15 protein-coding genes are annotated in these 16413 nt (G+C 64.0%); 9 read left to right on the forward strand and 6 right to left on the reverse strand.

Features of this window, described 5'->3' with window-relative positions:
* The first annotated feature begins 11 nt into the window (after nt 1-11).
* The 8 genes from KHO27_RS02055 (at nt 12) to pdxJ (ending at nt 8866) form a co-directional block, all read left to right on the forward strand.
* Entirely contained in the window at nt 12-977 is a 966-nt protein-coding gene (locus tag KHO27_RS02055) for a MucB/RseB C-terminal domain-containing protein (protein WP_214501104.1), read from the forward strand.
* 201 nt (nt 978-1178) lie between these two features.
* Nucleotides 1179-2585: a DegQ family serine endoprotease gene (locus KHO27_RS02060; RefSeq protein WP_371918089.1), complete on the forward strand. Its 1407-nt coding sequence runs from the start codon at nt 1179-1181 to the stop codon at nt 2583-2585.
* Nucleotides 2586-2855: 270 nt separating this feature from the next.
* Nucleotides 2856-4655, forward strand: a complete 1800-nt coding sequence (gene lepA, locus KHO27_RS02065) for a translation elongation factor 4 (RefSeq protein ID WP_038705563.1) — start codon at nt 2856-2858, stop codon at nt 4653-4655.
* A 5-nt stretch (nt 4656-4660) separates the two neighbouring features.
* Nucleotides 4661-5515, forward strand: a complete 855-nt coding sequence (lepB, locus tag KHO27_RS02070) for a signal peptidase I (RefSeq protein ID WP_110697764.1) — start codon at nt 4661-4663, stop codon at nt 5513-5515.
* Between the two features lie 160 nt (nt 5516-5675).
* Nucleotides 5676-6365 (forward strand): ribonuclease III, encoded by a 690-nt coding sequence (rnc, locus tag KHO27_RS02075; RefSeq protein WP_023630413.1) that lies wholly within the window; start codon nt 5676-5678, stop codon nt 6363-6365.
* Complete coding sequence (gene era, locus KHO27_RS02080) at nt 6358-7260, forward strand: GTPase Era (protein ID WP_031315023.1); 903 nt, start codon at nt 6358-6360, stop codon at nt 7258-7260. The genes rnc and era overlap by 8 nt, the downstream gene beginning before the upstream one ends.
* A 137-nt stretch (nt 7261-7397) precedes the next feature.
* Nucleotides 7398-8081 carry a DNA repair protein RecO gene (gene recO, locus KHO27_RS02085; RefSeq protein ID WP_110697766.1) on the forward strand — a complete coding sequence of 228 codons (684 nt, stop codon included), beginning with the start codon at nt 7398-7400 and terminating at the stop codon, nt 8079-8081.
* 62 nt (nt 8082-8143) lie between these two features.
* The gene (gene pdxJ, locus KHO27_RS02090) at nt 8144-8866 is read left to right on the forward strand and encodes a pyridoxine 5'-phosphate synthase (RefSeq protein ID WP_371926760.1); all 723 of its coding nucleotides are present in this window, start codon (nt 8144-8146) and stop codon (nt 8864-8866) included.
* Between the two features lie 73 nt (nt 8867-8939).
* Here pdxJ and KHO27_RS02095 read toward each other — a convergent pair whose 3' ends face one another.
* Together KHO27_RS02095 and KHO27_RS02100 are read right to left on the reverse strand one after the other, a co-directional pair.
* Entirely contained in the window at nt 8940-10325 is a 1386-nt protein-coding gene (locus KHO27_RS02095; RefSeq protein WP_110697770.1) for a heavy metal sensor histidine kinase, read from the reverse strand.
* Nucleotides 10322-10996, reverse strand: a complete 675-nt coding sequence (locus KHO27_RS02100; protein WP_102681616.1) for a heavy metal response regulator transcription factor — start codon at nt 10994-10996, stop codon at nt 10322-10324. The genes KHO27_RS02095 and KHO27_RS02100 overlap by 4 nt, the downstream gene beginning before the upstream one ends.
* Nucleotides 10997-11272: 276 nt before the next feature.
* On the opposite strand from KHO27_RS02100, the gene KHO27_RS02105 reads away from it, so the two are divergent.
* A complete protein-coding gene (locus tag KHO27_RS02105; RefSeq protein WP_214501105.1) occupies nt 11273-11476 on the forward strand; it encodes a hypothetical protein in 204 nt (67 codons plus the stop codon).
* 69 nt (nt 11477-11545) lie between these two features.
* Here KHO27_RS02105 and cmoB read toward each other — a convergent pair whose 3' ends face one another.
* The 4 genes from cmoB to lon all read right to left on the reverse strand — a co-directional run bounded on the left by cmoB (nt 11546) and on the right by lon (nt 16283).
* On the reverse strand, nt 11546-12502 hold the full coding sequence (gene cmoB / locus KHO27_RS02110) for a tRNA 5-methoxyuridine(34)/uridine 5-oxyacetic acid(34) synthase CmoB (protein WP_214501106.1): 957 nt from the start codon (nt 12500-12502) through the stop codon (nt 11546-11548).
* The gene (cmoA, locus tag KHO27_RS02115; protein WP_110697774.1) at nt 12499-13242 is read right to left on the reverse strand and encodes a carboxy-S-adenosyl-L-methionine synthase CmoA; all 744 of its coding nucleotides are present in this window, start codon (nt 13240-13242) and stop codon (nt 12499-12501) included. Before cmoA ends, cmoB begins: the two co-directional genes overlap by 4 nt.
* Nucleotides 13243-13331: 89 nt before the next feature.
* The gene (locus tag KHO27_RS02120; protein WP_046856831.1) at nt 13332-13724 is read right to left on the reverse strand and encodes a protease inhibitor I42 family protein; all 393 of its coding nucleotides are present in this window, start codon (nt 13722-13724) and stop codon (nt 13332-13334) included.
* Between the two features lie 138 nt (nt 13725-13862).
* Nucleotides 13863-16283 carry an endopeptidase La gene (gene lon, locus KHO27_RS02125; protein ID WP_110697778.1) on the reverse strand — a complete coding sequence of 807 codons (2421 nt, stop codon included), beginning with the start codon at nt 16281-16283 and terminating at the stop codon, nt 13863-13865.
* Between the last annotated feature and the right edge of the window lie 130 nt (nt 16284-16413).

A 16413-nucleotide genomic window follows, 5' to 3' on the forward strand; every position in this document is an offset into this window, starting at 1 on the left:
TAAGGAGGATCATGCGCGCGCTACCTCTCCTGTCGCTGCTGCTTGGCAGCAGCCTGACGGTACAGGCCCTGGCCGCCAACTCTTCGCCCGAGGCGAGCGAGTGGCTCAACAAGCTGGCAAGGGCCGAGCAGCAGCAGAGTTACCAGGGTTCCTTCGTCTACGAACGCAACGGCAGCTTCTCATCCCACGATATCTGGCATCGTGTCCAGAACGGCAAGGTCAGCGAGCGTCTGCTGCAGCTCGACGGCTCGGCCCAGGAAATCGTGCGGGTCGACGGCAAGGTGCAGTGCGTCAGTGGCAACCTGGTCAGCAGCGTGACCGCCGCGCCGGACAATGCCGCGCGGGTGCTCGATCCCCTGAAACTGATGAGCTGGTACGACCTGAGCGTGGCAGGCCAGTCACGCGTCGCCGGGCGCGACGCGGTGATTGTCTCGCTCACCCCGCGTGACCAGCATCGCTATGCCTTCGAATTGCACCTGGATCGGCGTACCGGCCTGCCTCTACGCTCGTTGATGCTCAACGACAAGGGCCAGTTGCTCGAGCGCTTCCAGATGACCCGCCTGGACACCGACGACGTGCCGACCGACGCCGACCTCAGCGCCGGTGCTTCCTGCAGGCCGGTCGAACAGGTCGCCTCCGGCACCTCCGAAAGTGCTGCCGGGTGGCGTTCTGACTGGTTGCCGCCGGGTTTCGAGCTGGTCAACAGCTCGGTGCGGCGCGACCCCGAGCGCAAGAGTACCGTCAGCAGCCTGATGTATGACGATGGCCTGGCCCGTTTTTCGGTGTTCCTCGAGCCGATCGGCAACGAGCCCGGTATCGATACACGTGCCCAGCTCGGCCCTACTGTCGCAGTATCGCGGCGTCTGACCACGCCCAAGGGCAAGGTGATGGTCACGGTGGTCGGCGAGATTCCGCTGGGCACTGCCGAGCGTGTCGCCTTGTCGATGCGGGCCCAGGATGCCCAGGCGCGTCAATGACTGAGCAGTGCCCTGACAGCTCTTGTTACACAGAGCTGACATGAAATTAAGGCATTGTCATTTGCAATCCTGCCGCAAATTTTCTATAGGTCAGGCTTCTCGGAGTCTGGCCTTTCCTGCGTCTGCGGGAACCTTACTGCTAACTACGCTCGTTGTGACGGGAGCCGTATGTCAATACCACGCTTGAAAACCTACCTATCGATGTTCGCTGCCGTGCTGATGCTCGGCCAGGTGCTCAGTGCCCAGGCCGAGGAGTCCCTGCCGGACTTCACCACCCTGGTCGAGCAGGCCTCGCCGGCGGTGGTCAACATCAGTACCAAGCAGAAGCTGCCAGACCGCCGTGTCGCCGCCGGGCAGATGCCCGACCTCGAAGGCCTGCCGCCGATGTTCCGCGAGTTCTTCGAGCGCAACATGCCGCAGCAGCCGCGTTCGCCGCGCGGTGATCGCCAGCGTGAGGCGCAGTCGCTGGGGTCGGGCTTCATCATTTCCAGTGACGGCTACGTGCTGACCAACAACCATGTGGTGGCCGACGCTGACGAGATCATCGTCCGCCTGTCCGACCGCAGCGAGCTGCAGGCCAAGCTCGTGGGTACCGACCCACGCACCGACGTGGCGTTGCTCAAGGTCGACGGCAAGAACCTGCCGACCGTCAAACTGGGCGATTCGGAAAAGCTCAAGGTCGGTGAATGGGTGCTGGCCATCGGTTCGCCGTTCGGCTTCGACCACTCGGTGACCAAGGGTATCGTCAGCGCCAAGGGCCGCACGCTGCCCAACGACACCTATGTGCCGTTCATCCAGACCGACGTGGCGATCAACCCGGGCAACTCCGGTGGGCCGCTGTTCAACATGAAAGGCGAGGTGGTGGGCATCAACTCGCAGATCTTCACCCGTTCCGGCGGCTTCATGGGCCTGTCGTTCGCCATCCCGATCGACGTGGCGATCGATGTATCGAACCAGCTGAAGAAAGACGGCAAGGTCAGTCGCGGCTGGCTGGGCGTGGTGATCCAGGAGGTCAACAAGGACCTGGCCGAGTCGTTCGGCCTGGACAAGCCGGCCGGTGCCCTGGTGGCCCAGGTCCTGGAAAACGGCCCGGCAGCCAAGGGCGGCCTGCAGGTGGGCGACGTGATCCTGAGCATGAATGGCCAGCCGATCGTCATGTCCGCCGACCTGCCGCACCTGGTGGGCAGCCTGAAGGATGGCGAGAAAGCCAAGCTTGAGATCATCCGCAATGGCAAGCGCCAGAACCTGGATGTGACCATCGGCGCATTGCCCGAGGATGACGCCGACATCGGCATGGGTGCGGGTGCCGATGGCAGCGCCGAGCGCAGCAGCAACCGTCTGGGCGTATCTGTCGCCGACCTCAGTGCCGAGCAGAAAAAATCGCTCGAACTCAAGGGTGGGGTGGTCATCAAGGAAGTCCAGGATGGCCCGGCGGCCATGATCGGCCTGCGTCCGGGCGATGTGATCAGCCACCTGAACAACCAGGCCATTGCCTCGGCCAAGCAGTTCACCGAGATCGCCAAGGAACTGCCGAAGAACCGTTCGGTGTCCATGCGCGTGCTGCGCCAGGGGCGTGCCAGCTTCATCACCTTCAAACTGGCTGAATAAGCGGATTGCAAGGTAGGAAAGGGCAGCCTCGGCTGCCCTTTTTCTTGAGCAAGCAGGAGTAAAGGTCCTGCGTGGGAGCGGGCTTGCCCCGCGATATTGTCAGATCAGGCAACAATTTCAACTGATCGGACGCCATCGCGGGGTAAGCCCGCTCCCACGCTAACCGATAGGCAGGTGACAAGGGTTCTCCCATATCCCTGCGGCTTGAGGTACAATTCCCGGCTATTTTTCGGCGGGCGTCCGGCTCGCAGCCTTTTCGAGTGTTGACCTGTGAGTGATTTGAGTCATATCCGCAATTTCTCCATCATCGCCCACATCGACCATGGCAAGTCGACGCTGGCCGACCGTTTCATCCAGATGTGCGGTGGCCTGTCGGCGCGCGAAATGGAAGCCCAGGTCCTCGATTCCATGGACTTGGAGCGCGAACGCGGTATCACCATCAAGGCCCACAGCGTCACGCTGCACTACAAGGCGCAGGATGGTAAAACCTACCAGCTGAACTTCATCGACACCCCCGGCCACGTTGACTTCACCTATGAAGTCTCGCGCTCGCTGGCGGCGTGCGAGGGCGCGCTGCTGGTGGTCGATGCCGGCCAGGGCGTCGAGGCGCAATCGGTGGCCAACTGCTATACCGCCATCGAGCAGGGCCTGGAAGTCATGCCCGTGCTGAACAAGATGGACCTGCCCCAGGCTGACCCGGACCGCGTCAAGGACGAGATCGAGAAGATCATCGGCATCGACGCCACCGACGCCGTGGCGTGCAGTGCCAAGAGCGGCATGGGCGTCGACGAGGTGCTCGAGCGCCTGGTACATACCATCCCCGCGCCGACCGGTGAGATCGACGCCCCGCTGCAGGCGCTGATCATCGACTCCTGGTTCGACAACTACCTGGGCGTGGTCTCGCTGGTGCGTGTGCGCCAGGGCCGCGTCAAGAAAGGCGACAAGATCCTGGTCAAGTCCACCGGCAAGGTGCATCTGGTCGACAGCGTTGGTGTGTTCACCCCGAAACACACCCAGACCGCTGATCTGAAAGCCGGTGAAGTGGGCTTCATCATCGCCAGCATCAAGGACATCCACGGCGCGCCGGTGGGCGACACCCTGACCCTGTCCAGCACCCCGGAAGTTGAAATGCTGGCGGGCTTCAAGAAGATCCAGCCGCAGGTCTACGCGGGCCTGTTCCCGGTCAGCTCCGACGATTTCGAGGACTTCCGCGACGCCCTGCAGAAGCTGACCCTGAACGACTCGTCGCTGCAATACATGCCGGAAAGCTCCGACGCCCTGGGCTTCGGCTTCCGTTGCGGCTTCCTCGGCATGCTGCACATGGAGATCATCCAGGAGCGCCTGGAGCGCGAATACGACCTGGACCTGATCACCACCGCGCCAAGCGTGATCTACGAGCTCGAGCTCAAGACTGGCGAGACCATCGTCGTCGACAACCCATCGAAGCTGCCGGACGTCTCGTCCGTCACCGACTTCCGCGAGCCGATCGTCACCGCGACCATCCTCGTGCCGCAGGAGCACCTGGGCAACGTCATCACCCTGTGCATCGAGAAGCGTGGCGTGCAGCGCGACATGCAGTTCCTCGGCAGCCAGGTGCAGGTGCGCTACGACATGCCGATGAACGAAGTGGTCCTGGACTTCTTCGACCGGCTCAAGTCCACCAGTCGCGGCTACGCGTCGCTGGACTACCATTTCGACCGCTACCAGTCGGCCAACCTGGTCAAGCTGGACGTGCTGATCAACGGCGACAAGGTCGATGCCCTGGCCCTGATCGTGCACCGCGACAACGCCGCCTACAAAGGCCGTGCGTTGACCGAAAAGATGAAGGAACTGATCCCTCGGCAGATGTTCGACGTGGCGATCCAGGCAGCTATCGGCGGCCAGATCATTGCGCGGACAACCGTCAAGGCGCTCAGAAAGAACGTACTGGCCAAGTGCTACGGTGGCGACGTCAGCCGTAAGAAGAAGCTGCTGGAGAAGCAGAAGGCCGGTAAGAAACGCATGAAGCAGGTAGGTAACGTGGAGATTCCACAGGAAGCCTTCCTCGCTGTGCTCAGGTTGGATAGCTAGGTCCTATGTCGCTAAATTTCCCGCTGTTGCTCGTCATCGCCGTCGCTGTCTGCGGTCTGTTGGGTCTGATCGACCTGCTGTTCCTGGCCCCGCGTCGGCGGGCGGCGATCGCCAACTACCAGGGCAGCGTCAGCCAGCCTGAAATGGCCGTGGTCGAACGCCTGAACAAGGAACCCTTGCTGGTTGAATACGGCAAGTCGTTCTTCCCGGTGCTGTTCATCGTGCTGGTGCTGCGTTCGTTCCTGGTCGAGCCGTTCCAGATCCCCTCGGGGTCGATGAAGCCGACGCTGGAAGTGGGCGACTTCATCCTGGTGAACAAGTTCTCCTACGGCATTCGCCTGCCGGTGATCGACAAGAAGGTCATCGAGGTGGGTGATCCGCAGCGCGGGGATGTGATGGTGTTCCGCTACCCGAGCGACCCCAACGTCAACTACATCAAGCGTGTGGTCGGCCTGCCGGGCGACGTGATCCGCTACACCGCCGACAAGCGGCTGTTCGTCAATGGCCAGGCGATTGCCGAGCAGCTGGTCGGCAGCGAGCCGGGCACCCTGGGCAGCGCCGAGTTGTACAAGGAAAAGCTCGGTGAAGCCGAGCACCTGATCCGCAAGGAAATGACCCGCTATCGCATGCCGCCGGACCAGCAGTGGACCGTGCCGTCCGGTCACTACTTCATGATGGGTGACAACCGCGACAACTCCAACGACAGCCGTTTCTGGGATGATCCGAACATTCCCAAGGAACTGCACGGCATGGTTCCGGACCGGAATATCGTCGGCAAGGCCTTCGCGGTCTGGATGAGCTGGCCAGAGCCGAAACTCAGCCACTTCCCGAACCTGTCGCGGGTCGGGCTGATCCATTGAGTAACGACGGCGCTGTCCATGGACGGCGCCGATTGCATTTCTGACATAGGCTGTGTTCTCAGGGAACGAGGCTTTCGCCGTTGTCGGCGTCTGACCACAGTCAAACCGTCTTTCAGGATGTTGATTTGAACAACGCGTTGAACATTGCCGGGGTCGCCCCATGAGTGGTTCCCTTGCACGCCTGGAGCGCAAGCTCGGCTATACCTTCAAGAATCAGGACCAGATGCTGCTGGCCCTGACCCATCGCAGCTACGCCGGGCGCAATAACGAGCGCCTGGAGTTCCTGGGTGATGCCATCCTCAACTTCGTGGTCGGCGAGGCGCTGTTCGAGCGCTTCCCGCAGGCGCGTGAAGGCCAGTTGTCGCGTCTTCGCGCCCGTCTGGTCAAGGGCGAGACCCTGGCGCGGCTGGCCCGCGGCTTCGACCTGGGCGAATACCTGCGCCTGGGTTCGGGTGAGCTGAAAAGCGGTGGCTTCCGTCGCGAGTCGATTCTTGCCGACGCTCTCGAGGCCCTCATCGGTGCGATCTACCAGGACGCCGACATGCAGACCGCACGCGAGCGAATCCTCGCCTGGCTGACCGACGAGTTCGATGGCCTGACCCTGGTCGACACCAACAAGGACCCCAAGACGCGCCTGCAGGAGTTCCTGCAGTCGCGTGCCTGCGAGTTGCCACGTTACGAAGTGGTGGATATCCAGGGCGAACCGCATTGCCGGACTTTCTTCGTCGAATGCGAAGTGGTCCTGCTGAACAAGAAAAGCCGCGGCCAGGGCGTGAGCCGGCGTATCGCCGAGCAGGTCGCCGCCGCCGCCGCATTGATCGCCCTGGGCGTGGAGAATGGCAATGACTGAGAATACTTCGACCCGCTGCGGCTATGTGGCCATCGTCGGTCGCCCCAACGTGGGCAAGTCCACGCTGCTCAACCACATCCTCGGCCAGAAGCTGGCGATCACCTCGCGCAAGCCGCAGACCACCCGCCACAACATGCTCGGCATCAAGACCGAGGGTGACGTGCAGGCGATCTACGTCGACACCCCCGGCATGCACAAGGCCAACGACAAGGCGCTGAACCGCTACATGAACCGCAACGCCTCGGCAGCCTTGAAGGACGTCGACGTGGTGATCTTCGTGGTCGACCGCACCAAGTGGACCGACGAGGACCAGTTGGTGCTGGAGCGCGTGCAGTACGTGACCGGCCCGTTGATCATCGCGGTCAACAAAACCGACCGCATGGAAGAGAAGGCCGAGCTGATCCCGCATCTGCAATGGCTGCAAGAGCAGCTGCCGAACGCCGAAGTGATGCCGATTTCCGCGCAGCAGGGGCACAACCTCGAAGCGCTGGAAGCCCAGATCGCCAAGCACCTGCCCGAGAACGATCACTTCTTCCCGGAAGACCAGATCACCGACCGTAGCAGCCGCTTCCTGGCCGCCGAACTGGTGCGCGAGAAGATCATGCGTCAGCTCGGTGCCGAGCTGCCGTACCAGATCACCGTGGAGATCGAGGAATTCAAGCAACAGGGCCATGTGCTGCACATCCATGCGCTGATCCTGGTTGAACGCGATGGCCAGAAGAAGATCATCATTGGCGACAAGGGCGAGCGCATCAAGCGCATTGGCTCCGAGGCGCGCAAGGACATGGAAGTACTGTTCGACTCCAAGGTCATGCTCAACCTGTGGGTCAAGGTGAAGGGCGGCTGGTCCGACGACGAGCGCGCCCTGCGTTCGCTGGGTTACGGCGACCTGTAAACCCTTCGGCGGCACTGCCTCTGCTCCTGTGGGAGCGGCGATGCGGCGGCCCGACTTGCCTCGCGATGGTGAACGCGGGGCAAGTCGGGCCCCTCAACGCCGCTCCCACAGTCATGTCCGATATCGAGTGGTCTGTGATGGAACAACCCACCCCCCAGCCGGCCTACGTGCTGCACAGCCGCGCCTACAAGGAAACCAGTGCGCTGGTGGACTTTCTTACCCCGCAAGGCAAGGTACGCGCCGTGCTGCGCCGGGCGCGGGGCAAGGGCGGTAGCCTGGTGCGGCCGTTCGTGCCGCTGGAGGTGGAGCTGCGCGGGCGCGGCGAGTTGAAGAACGTCGGCCGTCTGGATGCCGTCGGTATTGCAGCCTGGTTGCACGGCGACGCGCTGTTCAGCGGGTTGTACCTCAACGAACTGCTGATGCGCCTGCTGCCCGCCGAGGCGCCGCATCCGGCGCTGTTCGAGCACTACACCCTGACCTTGCAGGCCCTGGCCGCCGGGCGTGCGCTGGAGCCGCTGTTGCGCTCCTTCGAATGGCGCCTGCTGGATGAGCTGGGTTATGCCTTCACCCTGGACCATGACGTCAACGACAGCCCTGTGGTCGCCGAAGGCCTTTATCGCCTGCAGGTGGATGCGGGCCTTGAGCGGGTCGAACTGTTCCAGCCCGGTTTGTTCAAGGGCGGCGAACTGCTGGCCCTGGCCCAGGCCGACTGGGAGGCGCCTGGCGCCTTGCTTGCCGCCAAGCGCTTGATGCGCCAGGCACTGGCGGTCCACTTGGGGCCCAAGCCATTGGTCAGCCGGGAACTGTTTCGCAAGCGCTGAGCACGACGTATGCTGTGGCCCTCAACTTTCAGGAGTGCCCCTTCGTGACTCACAGCAACCGCATGCTTCTCGGCGTCAACATCGACCACGTGGCGACCCTGCGCCAGGCCCGGGGCACCCGCTATCCAGACCCGGTCAAGGCCGCCCTGGACGCCGAGGAAGCGGGTGCCGACGGCATCACCGTGCACCTGCGCGAAGACCGCCGGCACATTCAGGAGCGCGACGTGCTGCTGCTCAAGGACGTGCTGCAGACCCGCATGAACTTCGAGATGGGCGTCACCGAAGAGATGATGGCCTTCGCCGAGAAGATCCGCCCGGCGCATATCTGCCTGGTGCCGGAAACCCGCCAGGAACTGACCACCGAAGGCGGCCTTGACGTCGCTGGCCAGGAGGCGCGGATCAAGGCGGCTATCGAACGCCTGTCGCGCACCGGTGCCGAGGTGTCGCTGTTCATCGATGCCGACGAGCGGCAGATCGAGGCCTCGCGCCGTGTCGGCGCCCCGGCCATCGAGTTGCACACCGGCCGTTACGCCGATGCCGAGACGCCGACCGAAGTCGCCGAGGAACTCAAGCGCATCGTCGATGGCGTGGCGTTTGGGGTTGGTCAAGGCTTGATCGTCAATGCCGGTCATGGCCTGCATTACCACAACGTCGAGGCCGTGGCCGCGATCAAGGGCATCAACGAGCTGAACATTGGCCATGCGCTGGTGGCCCATGCGCTGTTCGTCGGCTTCAAGGCCGCGGTGGCCGAGATGAAAGCGCTGATCGTCGCCGCTTCGCGCTGAGTCAATCGCGAGGTAAGTCCCTCCCACAGGCTTGCTGGAGCTTCTGTGGGAGCGGGCTTGCCCCGCGATAGCTTTACTCGGCCTTGAATACCAAGGTGAACCGCGTCGGCCCTTCGACCTGGCTCGTGACCTCGACCCGCCCCCCATGCAATTGCATGATCGACTTGACGATCGCCAACCCCAGCCCGGTTCCGCCCTCCAGCCGTGAACGCCCGGCTCCTGCCCGGTAAAAGCGTTCGAACAGGTGCGGCAGGTGCGTCTCGTCTATTCCCGTGCCCTGATTCTGTACCCACACGGCAATCTCGTTGCCCAGCCGCTCGATACCCACGGCGACCGGCTTGCCCTCTGGGGCATGGCGAATCGCATTGCTCAGTAGGTTCGACAGCGCCCGCTGGAACATCAACCGGTCCACCAAAGCCGTGCCCCAGCCTTGCAGGTGCAGGGAAATGCCCTTGAGCTCGGCACTGAAGGCGAACAGTTCACTCACCCGGGCCACTTCGTCCGCCAACGTCAGTGGCGTCAGGGCAACCTGGGTCTGCGGCTGGCTGACCTGGGCGAGGAACAGCATGTCGTTGATGATGCGGTTGAGGCGGGTCAGTTCCTCGACGCTGTCTTCGAGCGCTTCGCGGTACTTGTCGCCGTCACGCTCGCGGGCCAGGGTCACCTGGGCCTTGCCCATCAGGTTGCCGATGGGCGTGCGCAGCTCGTGGGCCAGGTCGTCGGAGAACTGCGACAGTTGGCGCACGCCCTGGTCGAGCCGGTCGAGCATGACGTTGATGGCGCGCGCCAGGTCGGCCAACTCACTGGGCAGACCTTGGTCGGGCAGGCGGTGTGCCAGGTCCTGGGCCGAAACCTGCCCGGCGATCCGGCGAAAGTGCCGCAACGGGCGCAGGCCGCGCTGCACCAGTTTCCAGGCGGCGATGCCGATCAGCACCAGCAGCAGCGGCAGGGCCAGCAGGGTCGAGTGCAGGTAGGCTTGCAGCAGGCTGTTGTCATCGCTGCGGTTGAGTGACATCAACACTTTTACCGGGGTGTCGTCGCGCAGGCGCATCAAGCGGCTGGCGGTGAGGATCTGATTGTCGCCGTCGTCGCGCCAGGCATGGAAGGTCAGCCGTTCGTCCGCTTCGAGGTTCAGCAAGTGCTGGGACTGCATGGCCGGGCCAAGGCTGAGCAGCGCTGGATGACGGCCATTGACGGCCAGCACGCTGAGGCTGAGGTTGTCATGGCCCATGACCAGGTCGAGCAGGGGGTGGGCCCGGGCGCTGAGGTCATCACTGCGCAGGTCCACCCGCAGGTTGTGCTCGACCTGCTGCATCTTGCGCGTCAGGTCCTTGCGTGCCCGGCTATCGAGTTCATGGTCGAGGGCGAATACCGCCAGGCACGCCAGCAGCAGCACCAGCGCCGCGCCCAGCAGGGTGACGCCCAGGCCCAGGCGCAACGACAGGCTGGGGCGCTTCACGCCCGCGCCTCGAGCACGTAGCCGACGCCGCGCAGGGTATGGATCAGCTTGTCGTCGAAGGGGTCGTCGATCTTCGCCCGCAGGCGGCGGATCGATACCTCCACCACGTTGGTGTCGCAGTCGAAGTTCATGTCCCACACCAGCGAGATGATCTGGGTACGTGACAGCACTTCGCCGCTCTGGCGCATCAACAGGTGCAGCAAGGCGAACTCCTTCGCCGTCAGATCGATACGCTGGCCGTTACGCCAGGCGCGGTGTCGGCCGGGGTCGAGCTCGAGGTCGGCGACCTTCAATGTGCTCGGCTGCAGGCGCTGGTCGTTGCGCCGGAGCAGGCTGCGGATACGCGCCAGCAGTTCGGGGAATTCGAACGGCTTTAGCAGGTAGTCGTCCGCGCCCAGGTCCAGTCCCTTGACCCGATCGGCGAGCCGGCCGTGGGCGGTGAGCATCATGATCCGCGTGGACGACTCGGCGCGCAGGCGCTGTAGTACGCCCCAGCCATCGAGCCCGGGCAGGTTGACGTCGAGGATCACCAGGTCGTAGGGCTGCTGGCGGGCCAGGTGCAGGCCGTCGGTGCCGGTGTAGGCGCAGTCGACCACATAGCCGTTTTCGCGCAGGCCTTGCTGCAGGTAGTCAGCGGTACGGGGTTCGTCCTCGATGATCAGTAGGCGCATGGTCGGGCTCTGTGTGGAAAGGGGGCGATTCTCGACCCTGTAGTGACATCAGGGTCAAGCGGCGAGGATGTTACTGGATGCGAATGGCGATAAGAGGAGGATTGCTGATTTGTAATCTGCAGGTCATATGGGCGACAGGCTTGTCGTCATCGCGGGGCAAGCCCGCTGCCACGCGTATCTGTGGGGATTTCAGGACTGTAATGTCCGCCTCACCTTGCTGTTAGCTGCGCCTTGCCATGATGGCCCTGTCGAAACGGTTATCACGAGGCAAGCACGATGAACCTGACCAAGTACCTGCTGCTGGCGATCCTCGCCCTGGGCAGCACCAGCGTTTTCGCCGAGGGTGGCGCGGAGCGTTCGAAGCAATTCTGGCAAGCCTTCCGCGAGGACCAGGCGCGCCTGCATGGCGACAAGCAGCAGGCCGTGGCCGAGCGTGAGCGCAACGCCGAAGAGAAAGCCCGCGAGCTGGCCAAGGATTGAGCACCACACGCCTGCGCCGCCACAGCTCCTCGGCGCAGGTGAGCCTGGGCGCCCGAATGGGCGCCTTTTTTATTTACGCGCCAGCAATGTGGCGCGGCGTGGCGCCGGCAGGCCTTCGATGGTCTTGCCGTGGTCGCTGGGGTCGAGGAAGTCGCCCAGTGACTGGTAGCGCATCCACTCGGTGCTGCGTTGTTCCTCGACGCTGGTGACGCTGACATCGACGCAGCGCACATCGCTGAAGCCGGCGCGGCGCAGCCAGCGCTCCAGGGCTGGCACCGACGGCAGGAACCATACGTTGCGCATCTGCGCGTAGCGGTCCTCGGGCACCAGCACCTGGTTTTCGTCGCCCTCGATCACCAGGGTTTCCAGTACCAGCTCGCCACCCTTGACCAGGCAATCCTTGAGCGCCAGCAAATGCTCGATGGGCGAGCGGCGGTGGTAGAACACGCCCATGGAGAATACGGTGTCGAAACCTTCGAGGTTGGCCGGCAGTTCTTCGAGGGCAAACGGCAGGTGCCACGCCGGCAGGTCCGGCAGGTACTGCTGCACGGCCTGGAACTGGCAGAAGAACAACCAGTTGGGGTCCACGCCGACGACCATGTCGGCGCCGGCACCGAGCATGCGCCACTGGTAGTAGCCGTTACCGCAACCCACGTCGAGCACGCGTTTGCCCTTGAGATCCAGGTGCGGGCCGACCCGCGACCATTTCCAGTCCGAGCGCCATTCGGTATCGACATGCACGCCGAACAGGTCGAACGGGCCCTTGCGCCAGGGCGACAGGCCCATCAGCGCCTGGCGCATCTGCGCCCGGGTGGCGTCGTCGCAGGCGCAGTCCAGGCGCAGGCCGTCGACCAGGTCGATTTCGCTCGGGGTCAGCTGCGGCAGTGCGTCGAGGGCGCCGCGCCAGCGATCGAGGTCGCCGTGGCCTTTTTCCAGCTTGCTCTCGAGTTGCGCCTGCAGGCCTTGGGACCAGGTGGCAAGGGGTGTGCCCGCCAGGCGGCGGACAAGGGGGGACAGATCGATCATGGCAGGGCTATCAGCGAGGCAAAGTTGAGGCATTGGAACCAGGGCACGACCTTGGAGAAGCCGGCGGCGCGCAGGCGCGCTTCATGGGTTTCCAGGGTGTCGGGTTTCATCACGTTCTCGATGGCGCTGCGTTTCTGGGCGATTTCCAGTTCGCTGTAGCCATTGGCACGCTTGAAGTCCAGGTGCAGTTCGTTGAGCAGTTCCTGCTCCTGGGCGTCGGTGAAGCGCAGTTTCTCCGAGAGAATCAACGCGCCGCCCGGCAAAAGTGCCTGGCGGATGCGGGCAAGCAGGTCCAGTCGCTGTTCGGGGGCGACGAACTGCAGGGTGAAGTTCATTGCCACGACCGAGGCCGGCTCGAAGGGCAGGGCCAGAATATCGGCCTCCAGCACCTGCGCCGGCAGCAACTCCTGGAACATCGAGTCCTGGGCTGTGAGGTACTGTCGGCAGCGCTCGACCATGGCCGCCGAGTTGTCCACCGCGATCACCCGGCAGCCGTCTGCGCGCACATGGCGACGCAGCGCCTGGGTCACTGCGCCCAGCGAGGCGCCGAGGTCGTACAGCGCGGAGTTGGGTTGGGCGAAGCGCGCGGCAAGCACGCCGAGGTTCTCGACGATGGTCGGGTAACCGGGCACCGAGCGCTTGATCATGTCCGGGAACACCTGCACCACGTCTTCGTTGAAGACGAAGTCGGGCACCTGCTCCAGGGGTTGGGCGAATAGGCGGTCGGGTTGTTTGCTCACGGTGGGTCCAGGCGGCTGGCAATCTACAGGGGCGGCATTCTAGCCAAACCACGGCAAGCTTGCATGACTGGCTGACCGGCGCCGTGCGCTCAGTTGACCCGAATGGCGCAATCGAAGGTCTGTACGGGACGTACTTCCGGGGCCCAGGGCTGCTGGTAGACCAGGATCAGGTGGCCCTCACCAGCGGCCTTGGCCTGGAAGCGCCAGCTGGAGAGGCCGCCGCTGCCGACGATGCCGGCTTGCTCCGGAGAGCTGTACACCTCAGGGCCGAGGCTGCGCAGGATCTCCGAAGCCGGGTTCTGCACCAGCCAGCGGTAGCCGGTGGTGGGGTTGCTTGGCAAGGTGAGGGTCAGGGTCTGGCCGACCTGCAGGCGCTTGGGGCATTCGCTTTCGCCGTCCAGTTCGACGGTGCGTTGCGGTTGCTGGGCGCAGGCGGTGAGCAGGGCCAGGGCGGCGGGGACGAGCAGGCGAGGGAGGGACATGTTGGCTCCTGAAGCTGGAATGGCCTGAGGATAACCGAAGCTGTCGGAAGTTTGTGTGGTGGTGGCGGATTCATCGCGGGGCCAGCCCGCTCCCTCAGCGTATGCGTGGGAGCGGGCTGGCCCCGCGATGACGGGCTGTCAGAACAGCACTTTCGCCACGTCGGCAAAGCGCTTGGCAAAGTGCACGCTCAGCCCGTCCTTCAGATACTCGGGCAGTTCTTCGAAATCGCCACGGTTGGCCTCCGGCAGGATCAGTTCGAAGATCTTCTGTCGCCGCGCGGCGATCACTTTCTCGCGGACCCCGCCGATCGGCAGCACCTGGCCGGTCAGGGTCAGCTCGCCGGTCATGGCCACGCCTTTCTTCGGCGGCTGGTCGCGAGCCAGCGACAGCAAGGCACTGGCCATGGTCACGCCGGCGCTGGGGCCATCCTTGGGGGTTGCGCCCTCGGGCACGTGCAGGTGGATGAACGCCTCGTTGAAGTAGCCGGGCGTGCCACCGAACTGCTTGAGGTTCGAGCTGATGAAGCTGTATGCGATCTCCGCCGATTCCTTCATCACGTCACCCAACTGCCCGGTGAGCTTGAGACCGCGGTTGAGGCTGTGGATGTGGGTGGCCTCGATCGGCAGGGTGGCGCCGCCCATGCTGGTCCAGGCAAGGCCGGTGATAACGCCCTTGCCGGCCAGCACCTGCTCGCTGCGGAACACCGGCATGCCCAGGGCGGGCTCGAGGTCCTTGGCGGCAATCTTGAGCTTGGCGTCCGGGTCTTCCAGCAGTTTGACCACCGACTTGCGCACCAGCTTGCCCAGCTGTTTCTCCAGCTGGCGCACACCGGCTTCGCGGGCATAGCCCTCGATCACCGCGCGCAGCGCGGCGTCGTTGATGCTCAGGCTGGTCTTGGCCACGCCGGCCTTGTCCAGCTGCTTGGGCCATAGGTGGCGCTTGGCGATGGCCAGCTTCTCTTCGGTGATGTAGCCGGAAAGGCGGATCACTTCCATGCGGTCGAGCAAGGGGCCGGGGATCGAGTCCAGGGTGTTGGCGGTGCAGACGAACAGCACCTTGGACAGGTCCAGGCGCAGGTCCAGGTAGTGGTCGAGGAAGTCGACATTCTGTTCCGGGTCGAGGGTTTCCAGCAGCGCCGAGGCCGGGTCGCCCTGGTAGCTCTGGCCCATCTTGTCGATCTCGTCGAGCATGATCACCGGGTTCATCACCTCGACCTCCTTCAGAGCCTGCACCAGCTTGCCCGGCTGGGCGCCGATGTAGGTGCGGCGGTGGCCCTTGATCTCGGCCTCGTCACGCATGCCGCCGACGCTGAAACGGTAGAACGGCCGGCCCAGGGATTCGGCGATGGACTTGCCGATGCTGGTCTTGCCTACCCCGGGCGGACCCACCAGCAGCACGATGGAGCCGCTGATCTCACCCTTCCAGGCGCCGACGGCAAGGAACTCGAGAATGCGTTCCTTGATGTCGTCGAGCCCGGCGTGGTGGCGGTCGAGTACCTTGCGCGCGTGCTTGAGGTCGAGCTTGTCCTTGCCGTACACACCCCAGGGCAGCGCGGTGGCCCACTCCAGGTAGTTGCGGGTGACGGCATACTCCGGCGAGCCGGTTTCGAGGATCGCCAGCTTGCCCATCTCCTCGTCGATGCGTTTTTTCGCTTGCTCGGGCAGGGTCTTGCCCACCAGGCGCTGTTGGAACTGCTCCACGTCGGCGCTGCGGTCGTCCTTGGTCAGGCCCAGCTCCTGCTGGATGACCTTGAGCTGTTCCTTGAGGAAGAATTCGCGTTGGTGCTCGCCGATCTGGCGGTTCACCTCGGCGGAGATCTCGTTCTGCAGGCGGGCGACCTCGACCTCCTTGCGTAGCATCGGCAGGACCTTTTCCATGCGCTTGAGCATGGGCACGCAATCGAGCACTTCCTGCAGCTGGTTGCCGGTGGCCGAGGTGAGGGCGGCGGCGAAGTCGGTCAGTGGCGACGGATCGTTGGGGCTGAAGCGGTTGAGGTAGTTCTTCAGTTCCTCGCTGTACAGCGGGTTGAGCGGCAACAATTCCTTGATCGCGTTGATCAGGGCCATGCCGTAGGCCTTCACTTCGTCGGTGGGCTCCGTCGGCTGGCGTGGGTAGTCGACCTCCACCAGGTAGGGCGGGCGGTGGTGCTTGAGCCAGGTGCGGATGCGCACGCGGGTCAGGCCCTGGGCGACGAACTGCAGCTTGCCGCCTTCGCGGCTGGCGTGGTGGACCTTCACCAGGGTGCCGTATTCGGGCAGGGCCTTGGTGTCGAAGTGGCGGTGGTCTTCCGGTGGGGTGTCCATGAAGAACAGCGCCAGGGAGTGGTGCGGGGTCTTGGCGACCAGATCGAGGGTTTCGGCCCAGGGTTCTTCATTGACGATCACCGGCAGCACTTGCGCGGGGAAGAACGGGCGGTTGTGGATCGGGATCACGTAGACCTTGTCCGGCAGTTGCTGGCCGGGCAGGGCGAGATGGTGACCGGGGGCGGTCGCGGGATCGAGATGTTCGACTTCGCTGTGTTCGTCGGGGTGTTCCGGGAAATCCTGCTGGTCGCTCATGGGGCACCTGCGTGAATGGCTATGGTGCTTAGATGGGGCGGTGGTTGGCAGGTTTCAATGGTAGACGAAGGGGGGAGAACTGCGGAGGGAAACAATAGCGGGGCAAGCCCGCTCCCTCGATGGGAGCGGG

Origin of the sequence: Pseudomonas sp. RC3H12 (assembly GCF_018596375.1) — a bacterium.
GTDB lineage: Bacteria > Pseudomonadota > Gammaproteobacteria > Pseudomonadales > Pseudomonadaceae > Aquipseudomonas.

Excerpts from the sequence above, each read along its gene's own strand:
- rnc (WP_023630413.1), top strand. The coding sequence starts at position 5,676 with ATGAGTGGTTCCCTTGCACGCCTGGAGCGCAAGCTCGGCTATACCTTC.
- KHO27_RS02055 (WP_214501104.1), top strand. The coding sequence starts at position 12 with ATGCGCGCGCTACCTCTCCTGTCGCTGCTGCTTGGCAGCAGCCTGACG.
- recO (WP_110697766.1), top strand. The coding sequence starts at position 7,398 with ATGGAACAACCCACCCCCCAGCCGGCCTACGTGCTGCACAGCCGCGCC.
- KHO27_RS02105 (WP_214501105.1), top strand. The coding sequence starts at position 11,273 with ATGAACCTGACCAAGTACCTGCTGCTGGCGATCCTCGCCCTGGGCAGC.
- era (WP_031315023.1), top strand. The coding sequence starts at position 6,358 with ATGACTGAGAATACTTCGACCCGCTGCGGCTATGTGGCCATCGTCGGT.
- pdxJ (WP_371926760.1), top strand. The coding sequence starts at position 8,144 with ATGCTTCTCGGCGTCAACATCGACCACGTGGCGACCCTGCGCCAGGCC.
- lepB (WP_110697764.1), top strand. The coding sequence starts at position 4,661 with ATGTCGCTAAATTTCCCGCTGTTGCTCGTCATCGCCGTCGCTGTCTGC.
- cmoB (WP_214501106.1), bottom strand. The coding sequence starts at position 12,502 with ATGATCGATCTGTCCCCCCTTGTCCGCCGCCTGGCGGGCACACCCCTT.
- KHO27_RS02060 (WP_371918089.1), top strand. The coding sequence starts at position 1,179 with ATGTTCGCTGCCGTGCTGATGCTCGGCCAGGTGCTCAGTGCCCAGGCC.
- KHO27_RS02100 (WP_102681616.1), bottom strand. The coding sequence starts at position 10,996 with ATGCGCCTACTGATCATCGAGGACGAACCCCGTACCGCTGACTACCTG.
- lon (WP_110697778.1), bottom strand. The coding sequence starts at position 16,283 with ATGAGCGACCAGCAGGATTTCCCGGAACACCCCGACGAACACAGCGAA.
- KHO27_RS02120 (WP_046856831.1), bottom strand. The coding sequence starts at position 13,724 with ATGTCCCTCCCTCGCCTGCTCGTCCCCGCCGCCCTGGCCCTGCTCACC.